The organism is Kordia algicida OT-1 (assembly GCF_000154725.1).
Classification (GTDB): domain Bacteria; phylum Bacteroidota; class Bacteroidia; order Flavobacteriales; family Flavobacteriaceae; genus Kordia; species Kordia algicida.
This window is the reverse complement of the sequence record NZ_DS544873.1, coordinates 4,778,905-4,799,976: the sequence shown is the minus strand read 5'-3', so window position 1 is coordinate 4,799,976 and position 21,072 is coordinate 4,778,905. Positions and strand designations below refer to the sequence as shown.

Here is a 21,072-nt window from a genome sequence, read left to right as displayed (position 1 = left end):
ATTTTTATTTATTGCGGACAAATAATTTCTTTTCCGACAAGCTTTCCATTAGTATCAGGCTGATAACGGAAACATTTTCCATCTGCTGTTTTCATAATGATTCCCCTGTGAATATTGCTGATAAAAACGTCGCCATCTTCTACGTGTAATTTACTCATAGGCGTATTGGTGCTGATTCCTACAAAACCTACATTTGCACCAGCCAATCCTTGACATGCATTTCCAACTCCATTTCCATCATCGTCCAATTGATCGTTGTTGGCTGTTGTCGGGCAGTTATCGCAAGCATCACCAATTCCATCGTTGTCTGTATCTGTTTGATCTGGATTGCTTACGTCTTGACAGTTGTCGTTGGCAATGACACCATCTTCTCCACAACCGTTCAAAATGTCTAGATTACTATCACAATTTGTATTATTACCACTTATTACGATAGAACCATTGACAACTCCGTTTGTATAGAAATCAGCAAGTACGCAACACTCATCCAAATTTGGATTGTTCGTAATAGTCAAATCTCCTCCAAGTCTTATAATATTATCTAAATATTCGATATCTGTTAAATTTTGATTTCCATCAACAGTTAATGCATATGCATCAATACGCTGTCCTAAATTGTTTAATGAAGTGATATTTTGATTATTTATAATGCTTATAGAACTTGATTTAGTCACAGTTTCAAGACCATCTAAATTCTGTAGATTTGGATTATTTTCTATGCTAAATGTACGTACCCTTTCTAAATTTATCAATGCACTTATACTTGTTAATGATGAATTGTTTTCAATAGTCAAATTTCCCAGTTCTACTACGTTTTCGAAACCGAAAAGGTTTGTAAGTGATGAATTATTTCTAATAATAATAGGTCTTGTAAAAGAATTTATATTCGTTAAAAAATTAAGCATTGTTAGTGACGGATTATTATTAATCAACACTCCATATCCATTAGAACCCACCATTGAACCTGATATTTGTGTCAAAGCTACATTGTTTTCTATTCGAAGTACATCTCCTGAAAAAGGATTAGTAGCACCTAAAAGTACTGTTTGTAAACTATCATTACCACTAATAATAAGTGTTTCTATTGTTTCCAAATTTTGCAAACCATCAACATTGGTTAATGCTTCATTATTTGTGAGAAAGAGATAGTTTGCTTCTCGTAAATTAATAAAACTATCTAAATTCGTAAATCCGCAATTATTTATAGTAATTAATCCTATATAGTCTGTTAAATCTGAAAATAAATTAGAGGTTGTGAGCTGTGGATTATTCAAAAGAGTAACTCCAGCATTAGGACTGTTAGGATCTAATATCGAATAATTTGGAAGTTTAAAACCTGTTATAGTGGTCAAAGCTGGATTATCTTTAATATTTAAATAATCGATTCGTATTGAAGCATTATTTCCAAAATTTATAGTTTGTAAAGAATTATTTTGATAAATATCAAGAGTTTGAATATGTTCTTCTTGAAAACTAGCAAAATCAATCGATTGTAATTGATTACAATCATGAATAAAAATATCTCTTGCATCTGTTAATGCAGTTAAATTAGCTTCAATTAGATTTGGGTTGTTATGAATTCTCAAGTCTGCAAGTGTAGTCGCTGTTGCTACAGTAGTTATATTTTGGAGACCATCTAAGCTGGTCAGACTTGTATTTGTAACTGTAAGGCTTCTTCTCACTTTAGTGACAAAAGCTAATCCAGATATGTCGGTAATGTCCGATCCCGAAATAATTAAATTTTGAAATATTTCACAATCCCCTCCTGCATTAGCTACAAAATTATCTACTTGAGCTTGCGTATTCAAAACAACATTAAGAGGTGAACAAGGTTGCCCGTAAGCAAAATAAGTTAGTAAACCAAAAACAATTAATAAGTAATATTTTTTCATAATAATGTAAGTGTAATCAATGAATATTTTAAAATTGTAAAGTTGCTTACTTTACCTGTATTTTCTTTACTTCGGAAGCGTTTTTACTATATACTTTTACAAGATACATTCCTTTGGAAAGTGAACCCAAGTTGACTTTTTCTGTTTGTGTTGTGAATAGAACTTGCTTTCCAACCAAATCATACACTTCAACTTTGTCTATTTTTTGTAAAGCTCTGATGTAGATGTAATTGTTGGTTGGGTTTGGAAATACTTGTAAGGCTTCTAGCGTAACTTCTTCGGTACTTAACAAACTTTCATGTACCAAACGAATTTGTCCAGGCATGGAATAATCAACCGCAAAATCCGTGAGATTTGCTCCTAAATTCACAGTGTTGAATTGTCCTGATAAATTCCCTGTGTATGTTATAATAGTGAACGAATCGGTTTGTGAAGGCATGAAACCATCAATCGTAGCAATATCAAGTATTCCATTAATGACTAAATCACCATCAACAAACACATGATCGTGTCCGTTTTCCTGACCAATTCCAGAATTTCCTTGAATGTCAAGCATAAAACCTGCAGAAGACGTATTTTCAAGTGAGGAATTAAAGCTCAAATCGCCAATGACAACTCCCGGATTTACGACTGCTAGATTCATAGCGGAAGCAAAATCCATAGTGCCATCGCCTTTAATTTGTCCGTCGTTTCTATTTTCAAAGGATTCTTCGCTGTATACTACAGCAGCTTCTTGCAACATGATACTTGCGCCATCATTGATTAAACTCTGACCGTACATTTGTACTGTAAGCACCAACAGCACTATGGTGTGTAATGTTTTCTTCATAAGTTTTTCTCTAAAAAAAGGAATTTAAAGGTAATGTTTCTATGTCCATTCTATTATAACAGAATGTTAAGAATCTTCAATTTACAGGACTTTCGAGGCAAGACATCCTTTATAAATTTTAAGTAAAGAAAGAAAAAATATTGCACTTTCATAATTTTCATGGCCTTTTTTTTTGTCAAAAAAATCACGTCCAATGTTACTACACTCGCTTTTTTTACAAGAAATTAACACTAAAAAAAGATATTTTACTGACAAAAAATAGCTTTTTTTCTACTTCAATTCCGTGAATTCACTACGCTTTTCAATCTTTTTTACAAATCAAACATAACACACTAAAAAACAAATACTTACTTCAAAAACAAAGGTACTGTTTTCCGTGAATATAGAGTACAAATTCACGAAAACGGACAACATCAAGTTGTGTACTGCTTGTAACAATACTACATTTACATATACCGATTTAATAGTCGATCCCTAAAAAGCCAGCATAACAAATATTAACACTAAAAAACATGCATTGAATGTCATCAAATGAATTATCGTTGCGATACGATCTTTTAAATTCCCAAATGAATCCACATTTTATTAATAATGCAATTCAAAGTATCTGCAACTCCATTACCAAAGGAAATGTGAATCAATCTATAAACTGGCTAAATAGACTTTCACATTTGTATCGATTGGTTCAAAAATCGACTAAATGTAAAATGATCGATTTACAAGAAGAATTAGAAATTTCAACACTGTATATTGAATTACAACGCGATCTTTTTGACAAAGGATTTTCATATGTAATTAAAATTGATGAATCGTTGAAAGAAGATTTAGAACACACAAAAGTGCCTCCATTAATTTTACAACCATTGATTGAAAACGCAATTCTTCATGGTTTAAAAAGAATGAAACAAAACGGAAAAGGTGAATTACAAATTACGGTTACCGTAGAAAAAGAAATGTTGTATATCTGCATTACAGACAACGGAAACGGAATCACCAAAACAGAAAAAGAACTGAACGAATCTTCTGGAATTTCGTTAGAAAATATCAATGAAAGACTAAAAATTATCAATGGCGGAAAATCTGAAAAGAAGCTTCTAGAGGTGCGAACGTTAAAAAATGACACAGGAATAGCACTTGGCACACAAAGTTGTCTTAGAATTCCGCTAATCCAGATTTAAAAGTCTGCCACGTTCATATTTAACATGAGTTTGACTCTGTGATAAATAGTTGGCAGCTTTTCCCTGAATTCTTCTGGAGTTTCAAAAAAATGTTCTACCAAGACAGATAAAAATTCGTATTGATTCTCAAAAGCATATTCGCGCAAATAGTTCATTTTAATTAATCGTTTTTGCGCAGTTTTATCCGTGAGAGAAATTAAAAGTAATTTATAATGCTTTAAAAAAAGTTTTGCACTATAACTCCGTTCTGTTAAAAAGCTAAAATGTACCGCATGTGTGAGTTCGTGAATTCCTAAATTCAAATTATCATCTTCAATTTTGATACCTTCCTGAAAATCTTCCCACGAAAACACAATTGTTTTATAACTCGGATTGGCTTCTCCTTTGTGAAATTGCTGTGTTACGTTAGAAAAATAATGCTGCGGATATACCAAAATAGTTTCAAAGCGCGATAGCAAATAACGACTAAAGCCAAAGGTAATCATAATGGCAGTCGAAGCAATTAATAATTGCATGCGTTCTGTAACAATCAAATTTTCACGACCAACAAAGGTATGATAATCTATAAATCGCAACACTCTATGCTCAAAAACACGTTGCTGTTTTGGCGTCAACTTATTATAAAATGAAATCTCTTTGCTTACAACAGCGCGTTGTTGCTCAGTAAATGTATTAGCAAATAATACAAAACGTTGCAAATTAAAAGATCGATACAAAAAACCTCTGGTAAGATTGAATAACAATAGTAATTTTTTAAAGAATACGCCTAGTAACAAAATAGTCGGTAATCGGTTTACACTTCAACTTGGTTGCTAAAATAGGTATTACTTAGGTAGAAAAAGTCATTTTATATAATTAATTACACCAAACTTTTACACTGTGAATATACGATATTGAAAATTTTAAACGTTAGTAACCAAACCGATTCCATGAAAAAAATTACCAGCCTTTTATTTTTAATGACACTTGTGGGAAGTGTATACACAAGCTTTGCACAACTACCACAACGAGATTATACTTTTTACACATACACAAATTTTGAAGCTGGTTACAGTTATAGTTTTGGCGAACCAAACCAGCGAAATTTCCATCTTCTTTCTGTCGGACTCAACAAAACTTCGTATGGCGGCATGCACGGAGCTGGTTACGCTTACGGAATTGCTTCCGATGTGGCACTAAACACTCCAAATTTTACCATCGGACCAAAAATTAATGGCTTTATCTATTATCAATTTTTTGTCATTGGTTCTGAATTGGCTTTGTACACCGACTTTAAAGAAACGACTTTACGCTACATTCCCATTTTTGGTATTGGTGGCGAAAGAGGAAAACTAACTATCAATCCGCAAGTAATATTAACAAATAAAAATTTTGAACCGATTGATCGTGGAGCCGTTCAACTAACCATCAATTTCTGTCTTGACAAACGACCAAGAAATCGTAAAAAAGAATAATTTTTAACAGAAATATCCAAAAACTAATGTATTTTCTGCAAGAATTTATTCAATAATTATATATTTTTAGCATTAAAATTGACAATGATGAAGTTTACACCAATCTTAAAATATGTAGCACTCATAGTTTTATGTGCTTTTACGAGTTGTGCGGATGATGATTCGAATATCATTACTCCTTCTGGAGAAAATCCAAATCCAGATCCAACACCTGTAACACTTGCGCCAGAAGTTGAAGTGTATAATGCTGATAAAGTTCACAACAACTTAACATTAGCCGTAAATGCTGGAAAAACCTCAGCTGCTTTACTGAGCAAAACCGGTCAGGAAGTACACGAATTTACGTTTGATGAACCGCTAGGAAACGATTTTGAAATTTTACCAAACGGAAAGCTTCTAGGACTTTTCAAAGCGCCAAATGCACAAATTAATTTTGGTGGTTATGGCGGAATTGTAAAAATCATGAACCTTAACGGCGAAGTAGAATGGGAATATACACTAAGCAATGATAACTTTATATTGCATCATGATGTGGAAATGTTGCCAAATGGAAATGTATTATTACTGGTTTGGGAACGAATTTTGGAAGCAGACGCAGCCGCACAAGGATCTGCAAATCCAGGTGACATTTACCCAGAAACTTTAATGGAAATTAACACTACGACAAATTCGGTGGTTTGGCAATGGAGAAGTTACGATCACATCATTCAAGATGACGATCCTACACTTCCAAATTATGGAATTGTCGCTGATAATCCGCATAAAATCAATGTAAATTATAATCCGATTGCCAACGGCGACATCATGCACGCCAACGGTTTGGACTATGACGAAACTAAAGATATCATCTATTTGAGTGTCAACTTTTTTAGTGAAGTTTGGGTCATAGATCATAGTACGACAACAGCAGAAGCGGCTACAGGAACTGGCGGAAACTATGGAAAAGGTGGCGATTTGGTATACCGATTTGGAAATCCGCGTGCGTATGACAATATGATGGGAGAAGTTCGTGGCGATCGCAATCATTATCCAAATTTATTGGAAGATGGCGTACAAGGAGAAGGAAACATTTTATTATATGTAAATGGTTTTGCCGCAGGTTTTTCAACAGTGTACGAATTGGAAATGCCCGCAACTTTTTCATTGTTACCAAATACAGACAACGAACCAACGGTAGTTTGGAGTTATGAAAATATGGACATTTTTTCGAGTAAAATTTCTGGAGCAGAACGTTTAGATAATGGAAACACGTTGATTTGTGAAGGAGATTTTGGTTTTTGGGAAGTTACTCCAGAAAAAGAAATCGTTTGGAAATACAACGGCGGCGAAGGTTCGTTCTTTTGGAGAGCGTATGATTATGAAGTAGACGACCCTAATTTAGCTAGTTTTGGATTATAGTATTTAAAAATAAATATTCAATCATATAAAACTTCCTGTTATTACTTCTGAATTGAAGAATAGTAGGAAGTTTTTTTATCATATATTATTTAATGGAAGAAAAAACGAATTTTGATGAAATAAAAATAGTATTCAAAGGCACACCAACAACAATTGATTTAAGTGATGCTTTTTATAAGTTAAATAATACTATTCGAATAAAATCTATAAAATCTAAAGGATATGAAAATTTTGGTGTCAGTGAACTAAACTTGACAACATACAACGATTTAAAAGAACATATAAAACGTGCTATTCAAATCACTGAAGAAAAAATTGATGATTTCTATGAAGAAGATAAAGAGGAACTTGAACCTTTATATTCGGCAGAATTAGACCATTTTCGAGTTGAATTTGATTTGATGTCTTATGGACTCAACAAAGAGAATCACACGCAACCTAAAGCTACATTTGATATTCTTATTGATTGTATGGATTATGGTGACCAACCTATATTTTTATACGACAGTAGAGGTCTTTTCTATGTGAGTTTTGAATTAACTTCAAACAATGAACTGAACATTATTGAAATTTCATAAAAATCATAAAAAACCTTCCTAATTTAAAGTCAAAAAACAAATGAACAGTAAAGAAAACCGCACGGATTTAATCAATAGTTTAGGAATTGGAATCTTTGCGTATCTCTTAATTCTAAAAATTTGTACGTTAATTGAATTTATAATCCAGAACACATTAATTATTGCTGAAGCAAGCTATGAACTAATTAGTTTAATCCCAAAAACAATCAGTCTCATTACTTATACACTAATACTACTTTGGATGATAACCAAATTCAATCATTTAACAAAATTGAATACTAGAAGAACCTTAATTACATTGATTATAGGTTTCTTCGCAATTACGATACTCTATGGACTTTTAAATGATTTTGTGGAATTGCTACTAATGGATAAGTTTCCATTTGAATTTAGTTTGTATTACGAAAACTTAAGAACGAATATCTTATCAAAAAATTATACATTCTACTTTCCATTGTTAAAGTATGTAATATTAGTACTTGTATTCTTGATAAGAAAGAAATCAATAGTCAAATAACGTTTTCCGCTTAAACTTCTCTAGAAAAATTACTCCGTTACCTTTTCCCACATTCTATCAGCATTCAAGCGGAAGCTTTCTACATAATCAAAATTACAATGATCGGGCGCAATGATTGATAAAAATGGTTGCTGATTTCTGTCGCGATACAAGTGATACACTTCTCCAACTATCGGTTCAAAGTTAAATTTTGCGTTGTAAATCAAGTTGTTATATTCAAACTTTTCCATCAACGCATCATATTCCGCTTTCAACTCATCATATTTTGCTTTGACTTGCTTGTTGACTTTATCAATGTTTACATTTTTCCAAGTTACGGTATCTGGTGTCGTAATTACGGGCGCGCCAACATTGGTAGCATACGGTTTTAACGCCGCATTATAACTGTTGCTTTCTTCATCAAAAACGACATTATCTGGTCTTTTATCTTCTTCTTCTTGCATAACTTCAGTTTCTTCTATTCTTTAATATTTATCTGGATTTGCAATGACAGCTTGCGCTCTGTCTTTCAACGCTTGCAATTTATCCTTGCTCATTTTATTCAACAAACTCATCATCATATTCATTCGCTGATTGTCTTTAAAATGTTCGCGTTTTTCATCTAAAAAATTCCAATATAACGAATTAAACGGACACGCATCTTCGGTTTCTTTTTTAGATACTTTATAGACACAATCTTTGCAATAATTACTCATTTTATTGATATAGCTTCCGCTAGAAACATAGGGTTTTGTAGCAACCAATCCGCCATCAGCAAACTGACTCATGCCACGTGTGTTGGTTATTTCTACCCATTCTATTGCATCAATATAAATTCCTAAATACCAAGCGTCAACTTCATCAGGATGCATTTGTGTGAGTAATGCAAAGTTTCCTGTAATCATCAATCGTTGAATGTGATGTGCATACGCTTTTTCTAAACTCTGCGAAATGGCATGTTTCAAACAATTCATTTTCGTGTTTCCTGTCCAGAAAAAATCAGGCAACGAGTTTGTATTGTTTAGCGTATTCAAAGTGCTATAATTTGGCATTTCTTTCCAATACATTCCACGCATATATTCGCGCCAACCCAAAATTTGTCGCACAAAACCTTCTACTTGCGAAATGTCAATTGCATCTTTATGATCTCGCCAATAAGAAATTACAGTTTCAATCACTTCTTTTGGATGCAACATTTTTGAATTCATCGCAAACGACAAACGACTGTGAAACAAAAAGTGTTCGTCAGTATGCATTGCATCTTGATAATCGCCAAAATGAACTAACAATTCCTCACAAAAATAATCTAATAATTTTAAACTATCAGCACGATTTGTTGGCCAATGAAAGTTTGCTACATCAATATTTCCAATGGTTTCAATTTCGGCATTTTGAATCATTTCGTAAATATCTTCTACAGAATTCTTCAATTGTTTCTCTTGCGGAATTTCTGGCGAACCTTTCCATTTCTTACGATTGCTTTGGTCAAAATTCCACTTTCCTCCTTCCGGATTTTTATCATTTACCATCATAATATCATACTTCTTTCGCATGTCGCGATAAAAATATTCCATCACCATTTGTTTCTTTCCTTCAAAAAACGTTGTAAAATCGGTTCGGGAAGTCAAAAAATGTTCGGTATCAAACGCTTCGGTTTCAATAGATAATTCATCACAAAAATTTTTCAATTGTTCATCCAAACGGTATTCATCAGGCAACTGATATTCAAACTTTTCAATCTTTTGTTCATCCATCAATTGCTTCAAATTCTGCACTAAATCCTGCTGATTCTTCTCATCATCTAAAGAATAATACACAATTGCATGTTTTTCATTTTGCAACCAATCAGCAAACGAACGCATGCTTTTAAAAAACGCCACCACTTTCTGAATATGATGTTTTACATAATCCGTTTCCTGGCGCATTTCTGCCATAAAATACACTACATTTTCATTGGTTTCTTCATACCAAGAATGTTCATGATTTAGCTGATCGCCCAAAATAAGTCGTAGTATTTTCATCTAAAATAAGCTAGTTTGTAACCAAAGATTTTGGAATTTTTTATTCGCATCATAACGTTCTGCCTGCAACTTCACGTTAAAAGTTCTGTTTCGCGGATCGTTACCAACACCAGACACATACAGCCAATTTCCGTAATTGCTGTGCACGTCGTAATCGATCAACAACGATTCAAAATACGCGGCGCCAATACGCCAATCAAGCTCCAGAGTTTTGGCAAAGTAAGAAGCTACGTTTTGGCGACCGCGATTGCTCATCCAACCTGTGTGTTTAAGTTCGAGCATGTTTGCGTTTACAAAAGGTGCTGCCGTTTCGCCATCAATCCATTGCTGAATCAATTTTGAATCGGTATTCCATTCGTAGGCTTTATGCAAAATACCTTCCAATTTAAAAATATTGTTTCCATGTTTTAAGGAAATATATTTAAAAAAGTCGCGCCAAATCAATTCAAAAATCATCCAATACGTCGATTGATTTTTGATGATTTCCGACTCGTATTTTTTTACTTCATGGTAAATCATTCGCGGCGACAAACTCCCATTTGCCAACCAAGCCGAGAATTTAGAACTGTAAGCTGTTCCCACCAATCCGTTGCGTGTTTTTTTATAATAAGACAACTTTTTTGTGTTCCAAGCGTAGTCTTGCAAACGTTGCAACGCTGCTGTTTCTCCACCTTTAAACGGAAAAGCTGTTCGTGTATCTTGTTCAAATGCTGGTAAACCTAAATCGTGTAATGTTGGGACTTTCGTCAGATGCGTCACGCGATTTTTTTCTGGCATTTTAGAAATTGTTTCCAACTCGCGAATCTGTGCATATTTTTCACATTTCTTTCGAAAAACGGTAAACACTTGCGGAATTTTGTCGATTGTCATCGGAATATCCTCAGGATGAAACAAAAACTGATCGTAACTTTCTACCCAATTTACTTCGTTTGAAAGTGCTTTTTTTACTGCGGAAGAAACGGCAACTTCTTCCGAAGTCCATTCTTTTTGAGAATATACAGAAGTTACCTTATGAATTTTTACATATTCGGAAACTACTTTTTCAGGTTTTTCAAAATGCACAAACAACGGAATGTTCAATTCGTTTAATTGATTTTGTAAATCGGAAACCGTTTCAATCAAAAACTGTGCGCGGTATTTGCCCGTTTTTACAAATCCGAAACGATCTTTTTCAAAATGACGTGGATCAAAACAATACACAGCCATCACAAAACTATTTTCTTTCGCAGCTTTTACCAACGAAACTTGATCGTGAATACGCAAATCATTTCTGAACCAGACCAATCCTGTTTTAGTCATTCTTTCTATTTTTATTTCTACGACAACGCTCACTACAATATTGAACTTCGTCCCAAACACGTTCCCACTTTTTACGCCAAGTAAACGGTCGTTCGCAAACTTTACAGACTTTTGTAGGCAAGTGTGTTTTCTTCATATAAATTTTTGTTTAACAAATATACAAAATCATTAAACAACTAATGATAAAATAAAGAATTCTTGTCTAAATTAAATCTATAACAACCTATTTTATTCCCCAACAAAATCCTATATCTTTGAGGAAAGAAGCAATTTCTGTATGAACTTTTCTCGATTAAATTATGTTTTCACTTTCTTACTATGTTGTTATTTCGGAATCTTTTTTTCGTGTAAAAAACAATCGGAAGAAAATTCAAAAAAAGCGCCAAAATTGATTTCCGAAGCTTCGAAAAAAACAGCCGATTCATTGTATGAAGCTGGAAAACAATGGTATTACAAGCGAGAATTTGATAAATCTGTCACTACTTTTCTGATAACAGATAGCCTATACAAACAACAGGAAAACCATAAGCGTGCACTAAAATCTCGAATCAATCTTGCGACTGCTTTACAGGCAAAATATGTTGATAATGATAGCATTCTCAATGTTTTAAAAATAAACATTCCATTGATTGACAAACTTCCGAAAGAAGCCATTGAAGCTTCCGAATATTACAACAAACTATTTGAAGTCTATTATGCGTTAGGAAATTATGAAGATGCGCAAGTGTATGCTATAAAATCACATCAACAACTTGAAAAAATTCAGGAGCGCGATAACGAAAATTTCAAAACAACTTATGTGTATACTTTACGTGCTTTAATCATTAACGCACAAGAATTACACAATTTTCAATATGCAGAAGATATCGCAAAAATTGCCATCAATTTCTCAAAAAAACATCGTTATAAAGAGTTCGGTTTGCAAATGGATTTGTTTACAACCTATGTTTTTGCAGACAAACTTCAAAAAGCAGAAAAACAGTTAAACTATATTGAAAGTAAGAATTTAGTAGACACAAGCGATATTTTTAGCACGTTTGATTATTATCGTTTTAAAATTGAATTCTACACAAAAACAAAAAAGTACAAACTAGCATTTAAAGCTGCGAACGATTTACAAAAAATTATTGACGAATCTGGTTATAAAGAACACTTCTCACAATGGTATCTTACACAAGTAAAAAGTGATATTTTTTTGGAAACTGGCATGAATCAAAAAGCGATTGCTTTTATTGAAGCCTTACAGATTGATCCAACTTATGAAAAAGCAACTATAGAATATCGTTCCGGAGATTTTTTACGCTTGGCAGAAGCACATTATAATTTGATGAAATTTGAGCAAAATCGTGATGCTTTATGGAGACAAAACACACAAAAGGCACTCAATCTTCATCAGCCAAAAGAAGCGCAAACGGATGATTTTTTTAAGGAAGTTTCGTTTCAGAATGCACGAAAAAAAGATAACTTGATGTCTATTTTACTATTTAAAGCGAAAACTTGTTTTGAATATTATAAAAAAACGGACAACCGAGAGTATTTGCAGATTGCTATGCATAGCTTTCAAGAAGCGCATAAAAATTTAAAATTACTTGGCGCACGAAGTGACGAAGATGCATTTATAAAAGCAGAAGAATTCGATCAGTTTTACGACGATTTACTTTCTAGCTTTCACGATGTTTGGACACAAACACAAGACGATTCTACTTTTTATAAAGCCTTAGGAATTAGTGATGAAAGTAAAAATCTATTTATTTTAAATGAGTTGAAACGTGTTTCTGAAAAGAAATTATTCAACAATATTCCAAAAGAAATTCGCGAAAAAGAAGCGCAATTACAAAAAAAATTGACCGAAATTAATTTTCCTGAAACGACATTAAAAAATTCTAACAAAAAAGAGCAAATTCAGCAACAGCTACATACGTTAAAAGAAGAACTAAAAACGAAATACCCAAGATATTACGAATTAAAATATAATGTAGAAACGCCCATTAAAACCTTAATTTCGCGTGATTTACAAAACTATAATATCATTTCGTACACCGTCACAAATGAACATATTTACATTTTTAACGACAATTCAGGCGCACTCACATTTGACAAAATTCTTTTTGATAAAACGTTTCAATCTGAAATTGACAACTATATAAACGCTATTCAAAATTTTGATAACGAATCGTATAAAAAATTCATTCACACTATTTTTGACAAATTATTAAAACCGTATCTCAATACGGAAAAGCCAACCTTGTTAGTTTTGGATGGAATTTTAAACGCAATTCCTTTTGATGTTTTTCGCGAATGCACAAGCTACAACAAACCATTTGTGCGACTGAATAATTTACGCCAAACCATTGAAAGTCCACAGAAAAATAATATAAAAACTGTTGTTTACGCGCCATTTACCAAGAAATTTGAAGACAATCTTAAATGGCTTCCCAACAGTCTAAAAGAAGCAAACGCCGTTGAAAATGTTACACAAGCAACGTTAAAAACAGATGCAAAAGCACGAAAACAAAACTTTATTGAAACGGCGCAAAACTACGATATTATTCACTTGGCAACACATTCTAAAATTGACGAAAATGTTCCGTTACAAAGCGCGATTTACTTTTATGGCAAACCAAACCAGCTACCATCTTCGTATACCTTAAAAACAAAATCCTTGTACGATTTAAGCTTTTCAGCAGATTTAATCACGTTGAGTTCCTGCGAATCTGGTTCAGGAATGTACGTAAGCGGAAAAGGTGTGCAAAGCATTTCCAATGCATTCAACTATGCTGGCGCCAAAAGTACGGTAATGAGTTTATGGGAAGTTCCCGACAAAACGACTTCCGAAATCATGGATTTATTTTATCAAAATCTCAAAGAAGGAAACGATAAAGCAACGGCATTGCAACGTGCCAAAGAAATGTATGTTTCTCAAACACAAGATGCAAACTTTAAACATCCGTATTTTTGGGCAAGTTTTGTAATTTCTGGCGATATCACACCGATGCAACTTCCGCAAAAATCGTATACCAACTATTATATTGTCATTGTGTTACTTATGGCATTGTTCCTTTTTTGGATACTTTACAAACGAAAAAAAACTACCAAATCAACATGAATTTAAAATATACGCTTGGCGCGATTGTTTCCGTTCCGTTGTTGCCACTACTCTATTTTCAAGGAAAAAGGATTCGCAAAACAATTCCAAAACTTCCTGAAGCTACTGGAATTGAAGGAATCAGTAACGTTTCAAGCAATCAAACATTTCAATTAATTACTATTGGCGAAAGTACGATTGCAGGCGTTGGCGCTACTGAACACAAAACTGCTTTTACAGGAACATTGGCAACAGCACTTTCAGCAGAAATTTCGACGAATGTCGCATGGAAAGTGTATGCAAAAAGCGGTTATACAGCAAAACGCGTCACGCACAAAATCATCAAGCATATTAACGAAAAACCTGTAGATTTAATCGTCATTGGACTTGGCGGAAATGATAGTTTTGTATTAAACACACCCAAAAAATGGAATGCTGACATTCGGGAGTTGATTGCAACAATTCGTAAAAAGTATCCTGAAACTCCTATCGTTTTTACCAATATGCCACCAATTAAAGAATTTACAGCGTTTTCAAAAACGATTAAATTCGTGATTGGAAACTTGGTATTGCACCTTGGAAAAGAGCTCGAAAAAATTGTGAAAGATTATGAAAATGTACATTATTATGCTCGAAAAATTGAGTTTGATGACTATGTAAAACGGATGAATCTCAACAATCCAATTACAGATTTTTTTAGTGATGGCGTACATCCATCAGAATTTGCGTATCAAGTTTGGGCAAAAGATGTGGCTAATTATATTTTAGAACAGAAAATTATATAAACAGTGTTATGACAGATAAAAGATTTCAAGAAATTATCAATCATTATAAAGCTGATATCAAAATGTATCCTGATAATTGGATCTCACATTGCGCACAGCAAAACTCTATTGAAGAAGCAATATTTGTTGCGGCAACCGCAAAAAATCAAGAAGGAAAAAAGAATCCGCATCAATATCGGTTAAAGCCAATAATATTAGAAAAATTTGCAGTTCATCTCTCCGATCATGCTTCCAAGTTAAAACAAGCAACATCTTTTGACGACTTACTAAAAAAAATTACAACTTATAAAATTAAAGGAATTGGAACACTTGCACTTTACGATACTGCCGAACGTATTGGAGCTTACTTAGGCATTTTTCCTGATAAAATATATTTTGCATGCAGGTGTAAAAGTAGGCGCTGAAAAGATATTAGGGAAATTACCAAAAAGGAAATTCATTTATAAACACGAACTTCCAAAGGCTTTTCAGCAAGACGATTTGCATTGCAATGCCATTGAAGATATTTTGTGCAGATACAAAGATCGTTTTGACGATGAAAAAGAAATTGCTTTACCACAATTTTTTCCACATGCTGGTAAATCGAAAAAGCAGTATTCTTGTTAATTTTTACGCGCTTATAAAAATTGTGTCTTAGCGTTAAAAAAGTCACAAAACCTTTTGGAAAATATTATTTACAGAAAAAATGGGTAGTTTTAATTTCGAGAGCATAAGAGAAAGTACTTTTATGACTGTTATTTCAAAAAAGAACACATGCATATATTTCAAAAAATAGCGCGAAAAATCATTAAAATATCGTTTAACCTTTCAGTTTTTATAATTGAATTTTTCAGTGATATGCAACCTTATAAAACTAAAGTTGCTACATTGAGAACCTACAAAAATGGAACTTTGGGAAAAGAAATTGCAAATTGTTTAGATCATCATCAGTTAAATTTAGTCCCTAAATATGAAAGTCATGATTTAAAACATGTGCTACTAGATTATAAAATGACCGCAGAAGGTGAGATTAGAATGCAAGCTTTTATGCTTGGAAATGGCAACTACTCTATTCCTTCCTTTGCTATTTTACTTTTTGGGACTTTACTATTACCCGATCTATGGAAAAAATTTTATGCTGATTTTCAGAAAGGACGCAAAACAATTCCAATTTCTAGATGGTCAATTGAAGACTATGCGCATCGAAATTTAAACGAGCTAAGAGTAGAATTAAATACCTCAACTAGAGCTTCAACATCGTTATTCAATCTACAACACATTACTAAAATTGTCGCTTTTACGGCGATCATTGCTGGTATTTTTGGCATGCTTTTTTGCTTGCCATTTTTATTTTCTCCAAATATGACAGATTTGGTCGGTGCAGGATTTCCTTTTGTTGGTGGTGCAATTTTAACTATCGGCGGACTTTTAGCATTGACTAATCTAGCGCAAGCTGAAAAAAAGCAATTTAACAGCTTTAGTTAATGTTACAAATTAAGAAGATGAAAAAAATCATATTTATATTACTACTTTTCACAACCATTTTTTCAGTTATTGCACAAGAGAATCTTATTTTTAAAGAAACAGATTCTCTAAAAACGGATCATGAAAAAAATTCTGCAATTATCAATTACACCTTTAAAGATTTAGATGAAAATGAAATCATAGATTCTTTACGAATAAAAACAAAATTACATCTAAACTCTGCTGCACACTGCATGATACTTTATAGTATGAGTAAAAATATGCGATTATCTAGCAAGGAAAAGAAAGCACTGGAGCTTCGTGTTACAGAAATCGCTGAACGTTTTTACAACTCAAATAAATATGTCTTATTTCGTAAATTTAGACGAAACACAGGAAATGATAGTATGTTTCTTAAAGATACGATCAAAGGAAAAAAAGTTGCCATTATTCTCTTTGGTAGTAATTGTGTCATCACAAGATTTGATATGCTCAGAAGTGAAATTCGTGCTATATTCAACCCCAAAATGGAGACTTTACTAAGTAAATAATTCATCTTTAAAAAATACAATGCATATTATTTAAAAAGAAAATTGTAGGTTTACAAATAACTTAATAATACACATATGAAATTTTCATTAACATTACTTTCTTTATTTTTAATAGGAAGTATACATTTTGTAAATGCACAAAAAGCAGATCCTTCAAAAGAACCAAAAGCAGGAATGGTTGTAACAGTAAATGGAAAGGATTATAAAATTTCCGAAGGAGAAAAAGTTCAGCATGACGGAAATACAATTTCGGTAACGCTTGCCAACTCCAAAACTTTTAACAACGGAACCGTTTCATTTGACTATCCAACAAGTTTTGGATTTGAATACGAAACATCTTTCGGTTATAAAAACTGGACTTTTGACGGAAATAACTTTGTCATCATGTACTTTGAAATCGCAGAAGGAACGGTAGATGGTTTTGTAGAAGAAATTTCAGGACGCTTTGGGAAACAAAATTGTAAAATTGAGAAAACTTCTTTGAAACTTGGTAGCAGAGAGTTGTTTGGAAAAAGAATTAATGTGAATTTAATGGGCGAACGACTCACACTAGATTTGTTAGAAATAAAAATGAAAGACGGAATAACTAGAATTATTGCCTTTCAAGATTCTTGTGATGAATACGGAAACGCCACTGACGAAGGAAAGGAAACCATCAAAATGATTGACAAATCAATTATGTATAAAAAATAATTTTTAAATAAAATATTGATACAAAACGCTAACTTGATAACTTCTTGTTAGCGTTTTTTATTTCTACTTCATTTTCTGTCATACAATAATGTATAATATTTCTTAAATTGAAACACAAAATTTAATGAACCAATCATCCAAATGAAAATCTATTCCTCTCTTTCAAAATTGTGCATATTATTTACAATCGTTTTATTGACAGCTTGCGCTGGAGAAACTAAGAAAGATTCTAAAAAAACAAACAACGAAGCAATTACAGATACTTCAGAAACAACTGAAACAACAAATGAATATGACACGTATTATGTTTGGGTAGACAATATTAACGTGCGCGATATTGCGAGTACAAAAGGAAAAATAGTTGGTACGTACAAAGGAATTGACTTAGAATTCACAGGAAATAAATCTGACGTAAAAAGTGAAATTGTACTTCGCAGTGTCGTGTACAACAATCATTGGCTAGAAGTTACCACGAATGATGGCAAAAAAGGCTGGATTTTTGGTGGTGCAGTCAAAAATGAAGGCGATGATGCAGCAAATGATATTATCACGAGCGAAAAATTCGACTTTCCACATTTTGGAGCCTACGATGTAACATCATGGTCCGATTTAGGAATTACAAGAAGTGAAGGCGGCGATGCTGAAACAGTAACTTCAAGTTACATGAAAAATGGCAACATCATCGAAATCAAAAAAACAGAAGTTGGCGAATATGGTTACAATCATAGATATACGTTAAAAGATACGCAAAAAAACATCTTAAAAGAACGAATCTTCACTTTTACAGTAAACCTTGAAAATGATGATAAAAGAATTATGGAATTGACTGAAACTGTAAACGATTTCACAACCAATATACAATACACGCGAAGTCAACAAATACACAAGCATTTTATGCAGCTAAATGCACGTCCGCTAATGGTAAATGGAACTTGGAAAACCACTCCGCTTAAACAATAATACAACTCATAATTCTGTAAACACAAACGGTAACACGTTTGAAAATTGTGCTTATTAAACTGCTTTCTCAAACTAAAACATTTCAAATTCAAACTTGGGCAATTCTTCAAAACAACATGGAACATAAAAAAATAGAAGAAGCATACAACGAAACCTTTGCAGGATTAACAATGTATTACAGAGATTGCAACTTGGACGTTACACACATTTCAAAATATCAAAAAAATCAAATACTTCTAGAAAAAGGATTTACTGATGTTTCTGGTTTTGCAGAAGGTTTGGCTACAAATTTACGATATGCCATTGCTTCCAACAAAGCGGTAAACATGGCGCAAATAAACCCTGATGTTGCAAAATACCGTTTTCATCTCATTGCAGCGCCATCACATTACAAAGTTTTGGATATCTATAAAATTGGAACACAAACACAAATCTTATTACTTCATTTTGACAAAAAATTTGAAGCTATTTTTAGTGGAACAAACTCAAACATAGAAGAAAATGTCGTTAAAATGGGACGCGCTAGTTTTGACAAAAAAACGCAATTGCAACCTAACGATATTATGAACGAACCAGAATGGAGAAAACGAACGCAATTTCCTATTGGCATGTCTGACAAAGGTGATTTTTTTACTACTTCCGTAGATAAAACGCTGCAACAATCCACCAAGATGACTCCGCCACAAACTCCGCAAACTTCAAAAAACACAAATCAATCGGATAGTAAAACAGTTGAAAAGAAAAGTTTTTGGAAGAAATTATTTGGGAAATAAACAGTTTCTTCATTTCAAAATCACGTAGTTATACGCTACAGGTTTCGGAGAAATTATTATAATTTCATACAAAACAATAAACTATGAATCTCTCCGAATTACCACAACAGCCAGACATGATCTTAATCATCACCGATCAAGAACGTGCTACTCAAAACTTCCCTGAAGGTTGGGAAAGTGAAAACCTAAAAACCATGACATTTTTAAAAGACAATGGATTTACCTTCAACAAAGCATTTTGTAATTCCTGTATGTGTTCGCCAAGTAGAACAACACTTTTCACAGGAATATATCCATCGCAACACGGCGTAACACAAACACTAACTTTTGGCGGACGCTACTCAGACGCAGAAACACAACTAAATCCAGAAATTTACAACATGGCACGCATGCTTTCTAACGAAGGTTATGATGTACAATACCGCGGAAAATGGCATCTTAGTAAGGGAGAATCTGAAAATGGTTTGACAGCTTCTGAAATTGCACTCACAGGTTTCAAAGGTTGGATTGCACCTGATGCAGGAGAAGATGTAAAACCACAAAACTTTGGTGGCGGTTATGCCAATCATGACGAAATGTACATACAACAAGGAATTGAATTTCTACGAAAAGTCCGTACCGAACGCGAAAGTGGTCACAAACGCGTGCCTTTTTGTTTAGTACTTTCATTAGTAAATCCGCATGATGTATTGGCGTATCCAAACGGCGTCAACTATGGATATTCGGAATCTGATTGGTCAGGAAGAAGTGTTGGTTTGCCTTATTCTATCAACGAAGACTTACTGAAGAATAAAAAACCAATGGCACAATTTCAAATTGTTCAATCTGCTAACATATTACTTGGTGATTTGCCAACCAACGAAGAAAAACTCAACTACATCAATTTCTACGCGCATACATTGACAAAAATAGATCATCAAATTGGCGAATTCATTGACGAACTCTATCATGTAAGTGATACAGGAAATCGTATGGCAGATGAAGCATTAGTCATTCGTATTTCCGATCATGGAGAAATGGGCTTAGCTCACGGTGGCATGCGACAAAAAGCCTTCAATGTATATGAAGAAACGCTCAATGTTCCAATGGTTTTCTCCAACCCAATACTTTTTCCAAGCGAAGACGAAAATGGTAAAGCAATTCCGCAACGTTCTTCTAATGAGCTCGCTACTTTAATTGACATCATGCCAACAATGGCAGAAATTGCCAACATAAAACATCCATCGAAAGCATTACAAGGAAATAACTTATTGCCAATTATCACTGATGGAAAAGGCGTTCAAGATGAAGTTCTCTTTACATTTGATGATACCAAAGCGAGTTCTGCAGATCATGCTTCGGCAGTATTGGCAGCAAATCGTATTCGTTGTATTCGTACCAAAGAATGGAAATTTGCTTACTACTTTCATGCGTTAGGAAGTTATCCTACGATGTACGAATTGTACAAATTGACCGACAATGAAGACAATGAAATGGAAAATTTGGCGTACAATCCTGAATACAAAGACATCAGAGACGAATTAGCAGAAAAACTAAAAGAAGCAGAAAACCGCCTATTACGACGCAAAACCGTTTCCGACGGACCAATTGCCTTGAGTAGACAATAATTCACCAATACACAAACGATTCTAAAAAAA

At 33.4% G+C, this 21,072-nt stretch carries 22 protein-coding genes; 15 read left to right on the top strand and 7 right to left on the bottom strand.

The window, feature by feature from the left end; genetic code table 11:
• Positions 1 to 8: 8 nt before the first annotated feature.
• A complete protein-coding gene (locus KAOT1_RS20630) occupies positions 9 to 1,892 on the bottom strand; it encodes a hypothetical protein (RefSeq protein WP_007096851.1) in 1,884 nt (627 codons plus the stop codon).
• Between the two features lie 46 nt (positions 1,893 to 1,938).
• Positions 1,939 to 2,721, bottom strand: coding sequence for a T9SS type A sorting domain-containing protein (locus tag KAOT1_RS20625; RefSeq protein WP_007096850.1), 783 nt, complete (start codon positions 2,719 to 2,721; stop codon positions 1,939 to 1,941).
• Between the two features lie 521 nt (positions 2,722 to 3,242).
• On the opposite strand from KAOT1_RS20625, the gene KAOT1_RS20620 reads away from it, so the two are divergent.
• Positions 3,243 to 3,899 (top strand): sensor histidine kinase, encoded by a 657-nt coding sequence (locus KAOT1_RS20620; RefSeq protein WP_007096849.1) that lies wholly within the window; start codon positions 3,243 to 3,245, stop codon positions 3,897 to 3,899.
• Here the strand turns inward: KAOT1_RS20620 and KAOT1_RS20615 are convergent.
• The gene (locus KAOT1_RS20615) at positions 3,896 to 4,675 is read right to left on the bottom strand and encodes a zinc-dependent peptidase (RefSeq protein WP_162014353.1); all 780 of its coding nucleotides are present in this window, start codon (positions 4,673 to 4,675) and stop codon (positions 3,896 to 3,898) included. The genes KAOT1_RS20620 and KAOT1_RS20615 overlap by 4 nt on opposite strands.
• A 153-nt stretch (positions 4,676 to 4,828) precedes the next feature.
• On the opposite strand from KAOT1_RS20615, the gene KAOT1_RS20610 reads away from it, so the two are divergent.
• From KAOT1_RS20610 to KAOT1_RS20595, 4 genes are all read left to right on the top strand, one after another.
• Positions 4,829 to 5,353, top strand: a complete 525-nt coding sequence (locus tag KAOT1_RS20610) for a hypothetical protein (RefSeq protein WP_157560229.1) — start codon at positions 4,829 to 4,831, stop codon at positions 5,351 to 5,353.
• A gap of 84 nt (positions 5,354 to 5,437) precedes the next feature.
• Complete coding sequence (locus tag KAOT1_RS20605) at positions 5,438 to 6,751, top strand: aryl-sulfate sulfotransferase (RefSeq protein WP_157560227.1); 1,314 nt, start codon at positions 5,438 to 5,440, stop codon at positions 6,749 to 6,751.
• 92 nt (positions 6,752 to 6,843) lie between these two features.
• Positions 6,844 to 7,329, top strand: coding sequence for a hypothetical protein (locus tag KAOT1_RS20600; RefSeq protein ID WP_007096845.1), 486 nt, complete (start codon positions 6,844 to 6,846; stop codon positions 7,327 to 7,329).
• A gap of 40 nt (positions 7,330 to 7,369) precedes the next feature.
• Positions 7,370 to 7,846, top strand: a complete 477-nt coding sequence (locus tag KAOT1_RS20595; RefSeq protein WP_007096844.1) for a hypothetical protein — start codon at positions 7,370 to 7,372, stop codon at positions 7,844 to 7,846.
• A gap of 29 nt (positions 7,847 to 7,875) precedes the next feature.
• Here KAOT1_RS20595 and KAOT1_RS20590 read toward each other — a convergent pair whose 3' ends face one another.
• The 4 genes from KAOT1_RS20590 to KAOT1_RS22465 are packed head-to-tail and all read right to left on the bottom strand — an operon-like array spanning position 7,876 to position 11,281.
• A complete protein-coding gene (locus KAOT1_RS20590; RefSeq protein ID WP_007096843.1) occupies positions 7,876 to 8,289 on the bottom strand; it encodes a DUF2452 domain-containing protein in 414 nt (137 codons plus the stop codon).
• Between the two features lie 21 nt (positions 8,290 to 8,310).
• Positions 8,311 to 9,846 (bottom strand): cryptochrome/photolyase family protein, encoded by a 1,536-nt coding sequence (locus KAOT1_RS20585; protein WP_007096842.1) that lies wholly within the window; start codon positions 9,844 to 9,846, stop codon positions 8,311 to 8,313.
• Positions 9,847 to 11,145: a DASH family cryptochrome gene (locus KAOT1_RS20580; protein ID WP_007096841.1), complete on the bottom strand. Its 1,299-nt coding sequence runs from the start codon at positions 11,143 to 11,145 to the stop codon at positions 9,847 to 9,849.
• The gene (locus tag KAOT1_RS22465; protein WP_007096840.1) at positions 11,138 to 11,281 is read right to left on the bottom strand and encodes a DUF2256 domain-containing protein; all 144 of its coding nucleotides are present in this window, start codon (positions 11,279 to 11,281) and stop codon (positions 11,138 to 11,140) included. The genes KAOT1_RS20580 and KAOT1_RS22465 overlap by 8 nt, the downstream gene beginning before the upstream one ends.
• A 141-nt stretch (positions 11,282 to 11,422) precedes the next feature.
• Between KAOT1_RS22465 and KAOT1_RS20575 the strand changes: the two genes are divergently transcribed.
• The 10 genes from KAOT1_RS20575 to KAOT1_RS20530 all read left to right on the top strand — a co-directional run bounded on the left by KAOT1_RS20575 (position 11,423) and on the right by KAOT1_RS20530 (position 21,042).
• Positions 11,423 to 14,251, top strand: a complete 2,829-nt coding sequence (locus KAOT1_RS20575) for a CHAT domain-containing protein (protein WP_007096839.1) — start codon at positions 11,423 to 11,425, stop codon at positions 14,249 to 14,251.
• Complete coding sequence (locus tag KAOT1_RS20570; RefSeq protein WP_007096838.1) at positions 14,248 to 15,015, top strand: SGNH/GDSL hydrolase family protein; 768 nt, start codon at positions 14,248 to 14,250, stop codon at positions 15,013 to 15,015. The genes KAOT1_RS20575 and KAOT1_RS20570 overlap by 4 nt, the downstream gene beginning before the upstream one ends.
• Before the next feature lie 8 nt (positions 15,016 to 15,023).
• Positions 15,024 to 15,419 (top strand): hypothetical protein, encoded by a 396-nt coding sequence (locus KAOT1_RS20565; protein WP_007096837.1) that lies wholly within the window; start codon positions 15,024 to 15,026, stop codon positions 15,417 to 15,419.
• Positions 15,391 to 15,621, top strand: a complete 231-nt coding sequence (locus tag KAOT1_RS20560) for a hypothetical protein (protein WP_007096836.1) — start codon at positions 15,391 to 15,393, stop codon at positions 15,619 to 15,621. Before KAOT1_RS20565 ends, KAOT1_RS20560 begins: the two co-directional genes overlap by 29 nt.
• A gap of 285 nt (positions 15,622 to 15,906) precedes the next feature.
• Entirely contained in the window at positions 15,907 to 16,479 is a 573-nt protein-coding gene (locus KAOT1_RS22195) for a hypothetical protein (RefSeq protein ID WP_157560225.1), read from the top strand.
• Positions 16,480 to 16,496: 17 nt separating this feature from the next.
• Positions 16,497 to 17,009: a hypothetical protein gene (locus KAOT1_RS20550; protein ID WP_157560223.1), complete on the top strand. Its 513-nt coding sequence runs from the start codon at positions 16,497 to 16,499 to the stop codon at positions 17,007 to 17,009.
• A gap of 75 nt (positions 17,010 to 17,084) precedes the next feature.
• On the top strand, positions 17,085 to 17,702 hold the full coding sequence (locus KAOT1_RS20545; RefSeq protein ID WP_007096833.1) for a hypothetical protein: 618 nt from the start codon (positions 17,085 to 17,087) through the stop codon (positions 17,700 to 17,702).
• 141 nt (positions 17,703 to 17,843) lie between these two features.
• Positions 17,844 to 18,662 carry an SH3 domain-containing protein gene (locus KAOT1_RS20540; protein WP_007096832.1) on the top strand — a complete coding sequence of 273 codons (819 nt, stop codon included), beginning with the start codon at positions 17,844 to 17,846 and terminating at the stop codon, positions 18,660 to 18,662.
• Between the two features lie 116 nt (positions 18,663 to 18,778).
• On the top strand, positions 18,779 to 19,435 hold the full coding sequence (locus KAOT1_RS20535; protein WP_193363743.1) for a hypothetical protein: 657 nt from the start codon (positions 18,779 to 18,781) through the stop codon (positions 19,433 to 19,435).
• Between the two features lie 83 nt (positions 19,436 to 19,518).
• Positions 19,519 to 21,042 (top strand): sulfatase-like hydrolase/transferase, encoded by a 1,524-nt coding sequence (locus KAOT1_RS20530; protein WP_007096830.1) that lies wholly within the window; start codon positions 19,519 to 19,521, stop codon positions 21,040 to 21,042.
• Positions 21,043 to 21,072 lie beyond the last annotated feature (30 nt).

Excerpts from the sequence above, each read along its gene's own strand:
- KAOT1_RS20630 (WP_007096851.1), bottom strand. The coding sequence starts at position 1,892 with ATGAAAAAATATTACTTATTAATTGTTTTTGGTTTACTAACTTATTTT.
- KAOT1_RS20625 (WP_007096850.1), bottom strand. The coding sequence starts at position 2,721 with ATGAAGAAAACATTACACACCATAGTGCTGTTGGTGCTTACAGTACAA.
- KAOT1_RS20620 (WP_007096849.1), top strand. The coding sequence starts at position 3,243 with ATGTCATCAAATGAATTATCGTTGCGATACGATCTTTTAAATTCCCAA.
- KAOT1_RS20610 (WP_157560229.1), top strand. The coding sequence starts at position 4,829 with ATGAAAAAAATTACCAGCCTTTTATTTTTAATGACACTTGTGGGAAGT.
- KAOT1_RS20605 (WP_157560227.1), top strand. The coding sequence starts at position 5,438 with ATGATGAAGTTTACACCAATCTTAAAATATGTAGCACTCATAGTTTTA.
- KAOT1_RS20600 (WP_007096845.1), top strand. The coding sequence starts at position 6,844 with ATGGAAGAAAAAACGAATTTTGATGAAATAAAAATAGTATTCAAAGGC.
- KAOT1_RS20595 (WP_007096844.1), top strand. The coding sequence starts at position 7,370 with ATGAACAGTAAAGAAAACCGCACGGATTTAATCAATAGTTTAGGAATT.
- KAOT1_RS20590 (WP_007096843.1), bottom strand. The coding sequence starts at position 8,289 with ATGCAAGAAGAAGAAGATAAAAGACCAGATAATGTCGTTTTTGATGAA.
- KAOT1_RS20585 (WP_007096842.1), bottom strand. The coding sequence starts at position 9,846 with ATGAAAATACTACGACTTATTTTGGGCGATCAGCTAAATCATGAACAT.
- KAOT1_RS20580 (WP_007096841.1), bottom strand. The coding sequence starts at position 11,145 with ATGACTAAAACAGGATTGGTCTGGTTCAGAAATGATTTGCGTATTCAC.
- KAOT1_RS22465 (WP_007096840.1), bottom strand. The coding sequence starts at position 11,281 with ATGAAGAAAACACACTTGCCTACAAAAGTCTGTAAAGTTTGCGAACGA.
- KAOT1_RS20575 (WP_007096839.1), top strand. The coding sequence starts at position 11,423 with ATGAACTTTTCTCGATTAAATTATGTTTTCACTTTCTTACTATGTTGT.
- KAOT1_RS20570 (WP_007096838.1), top strand. The coding sequence starts at position 14,248 with ATGAATTTAAAATATACGCTTGGCGCGATTGTTTCCGTTCCGTTGTTG.
- KAOT1_RS20565 (WP_007096837.1), top strand. The coding sequence starts at position 15,024 with ATGACAGATAAAAGATTTCAAGAAATTATCAATCATTATAAAGCTGAT.
- KAOT1_RS20550 (WP_157560223.1), top strand. The coding sequence starts at position 16,497 with ATGAAAAAAATCATATTTATATTACTACTTTTCACAACCATTTTTTCA.
- KAOT1_RS20545 (WP_007096833.1), top strand. The coding sequence starts at position 17,085 with ATGAAATTTTCATTAACATTACTTTCTTTATTTTTAATAGGAAGTATA.
- KAOT1_RS20540 (WP_007096832.1), top strand. The coding sequence starts at position 17,844 with ATGAAAATCTATTCCTCTCTTTCAAAATTGTGCATATTATTTACAATC.
- KAOT1_RS20535 (WP_193363743.1), top strand. The coding sequence starts at position 18,779 with ATGGAACATAAAAAAATAGAAGAAGCATACAACGAAACCTTTGCAGGA.
- KAOT1_RS20530 (WP_007096830.1), top strand. The coding sequence starts at position 19,519 with ATGAATCTCTCCGAATTACCACAACAGCCAGACATGATCTTAATCATC.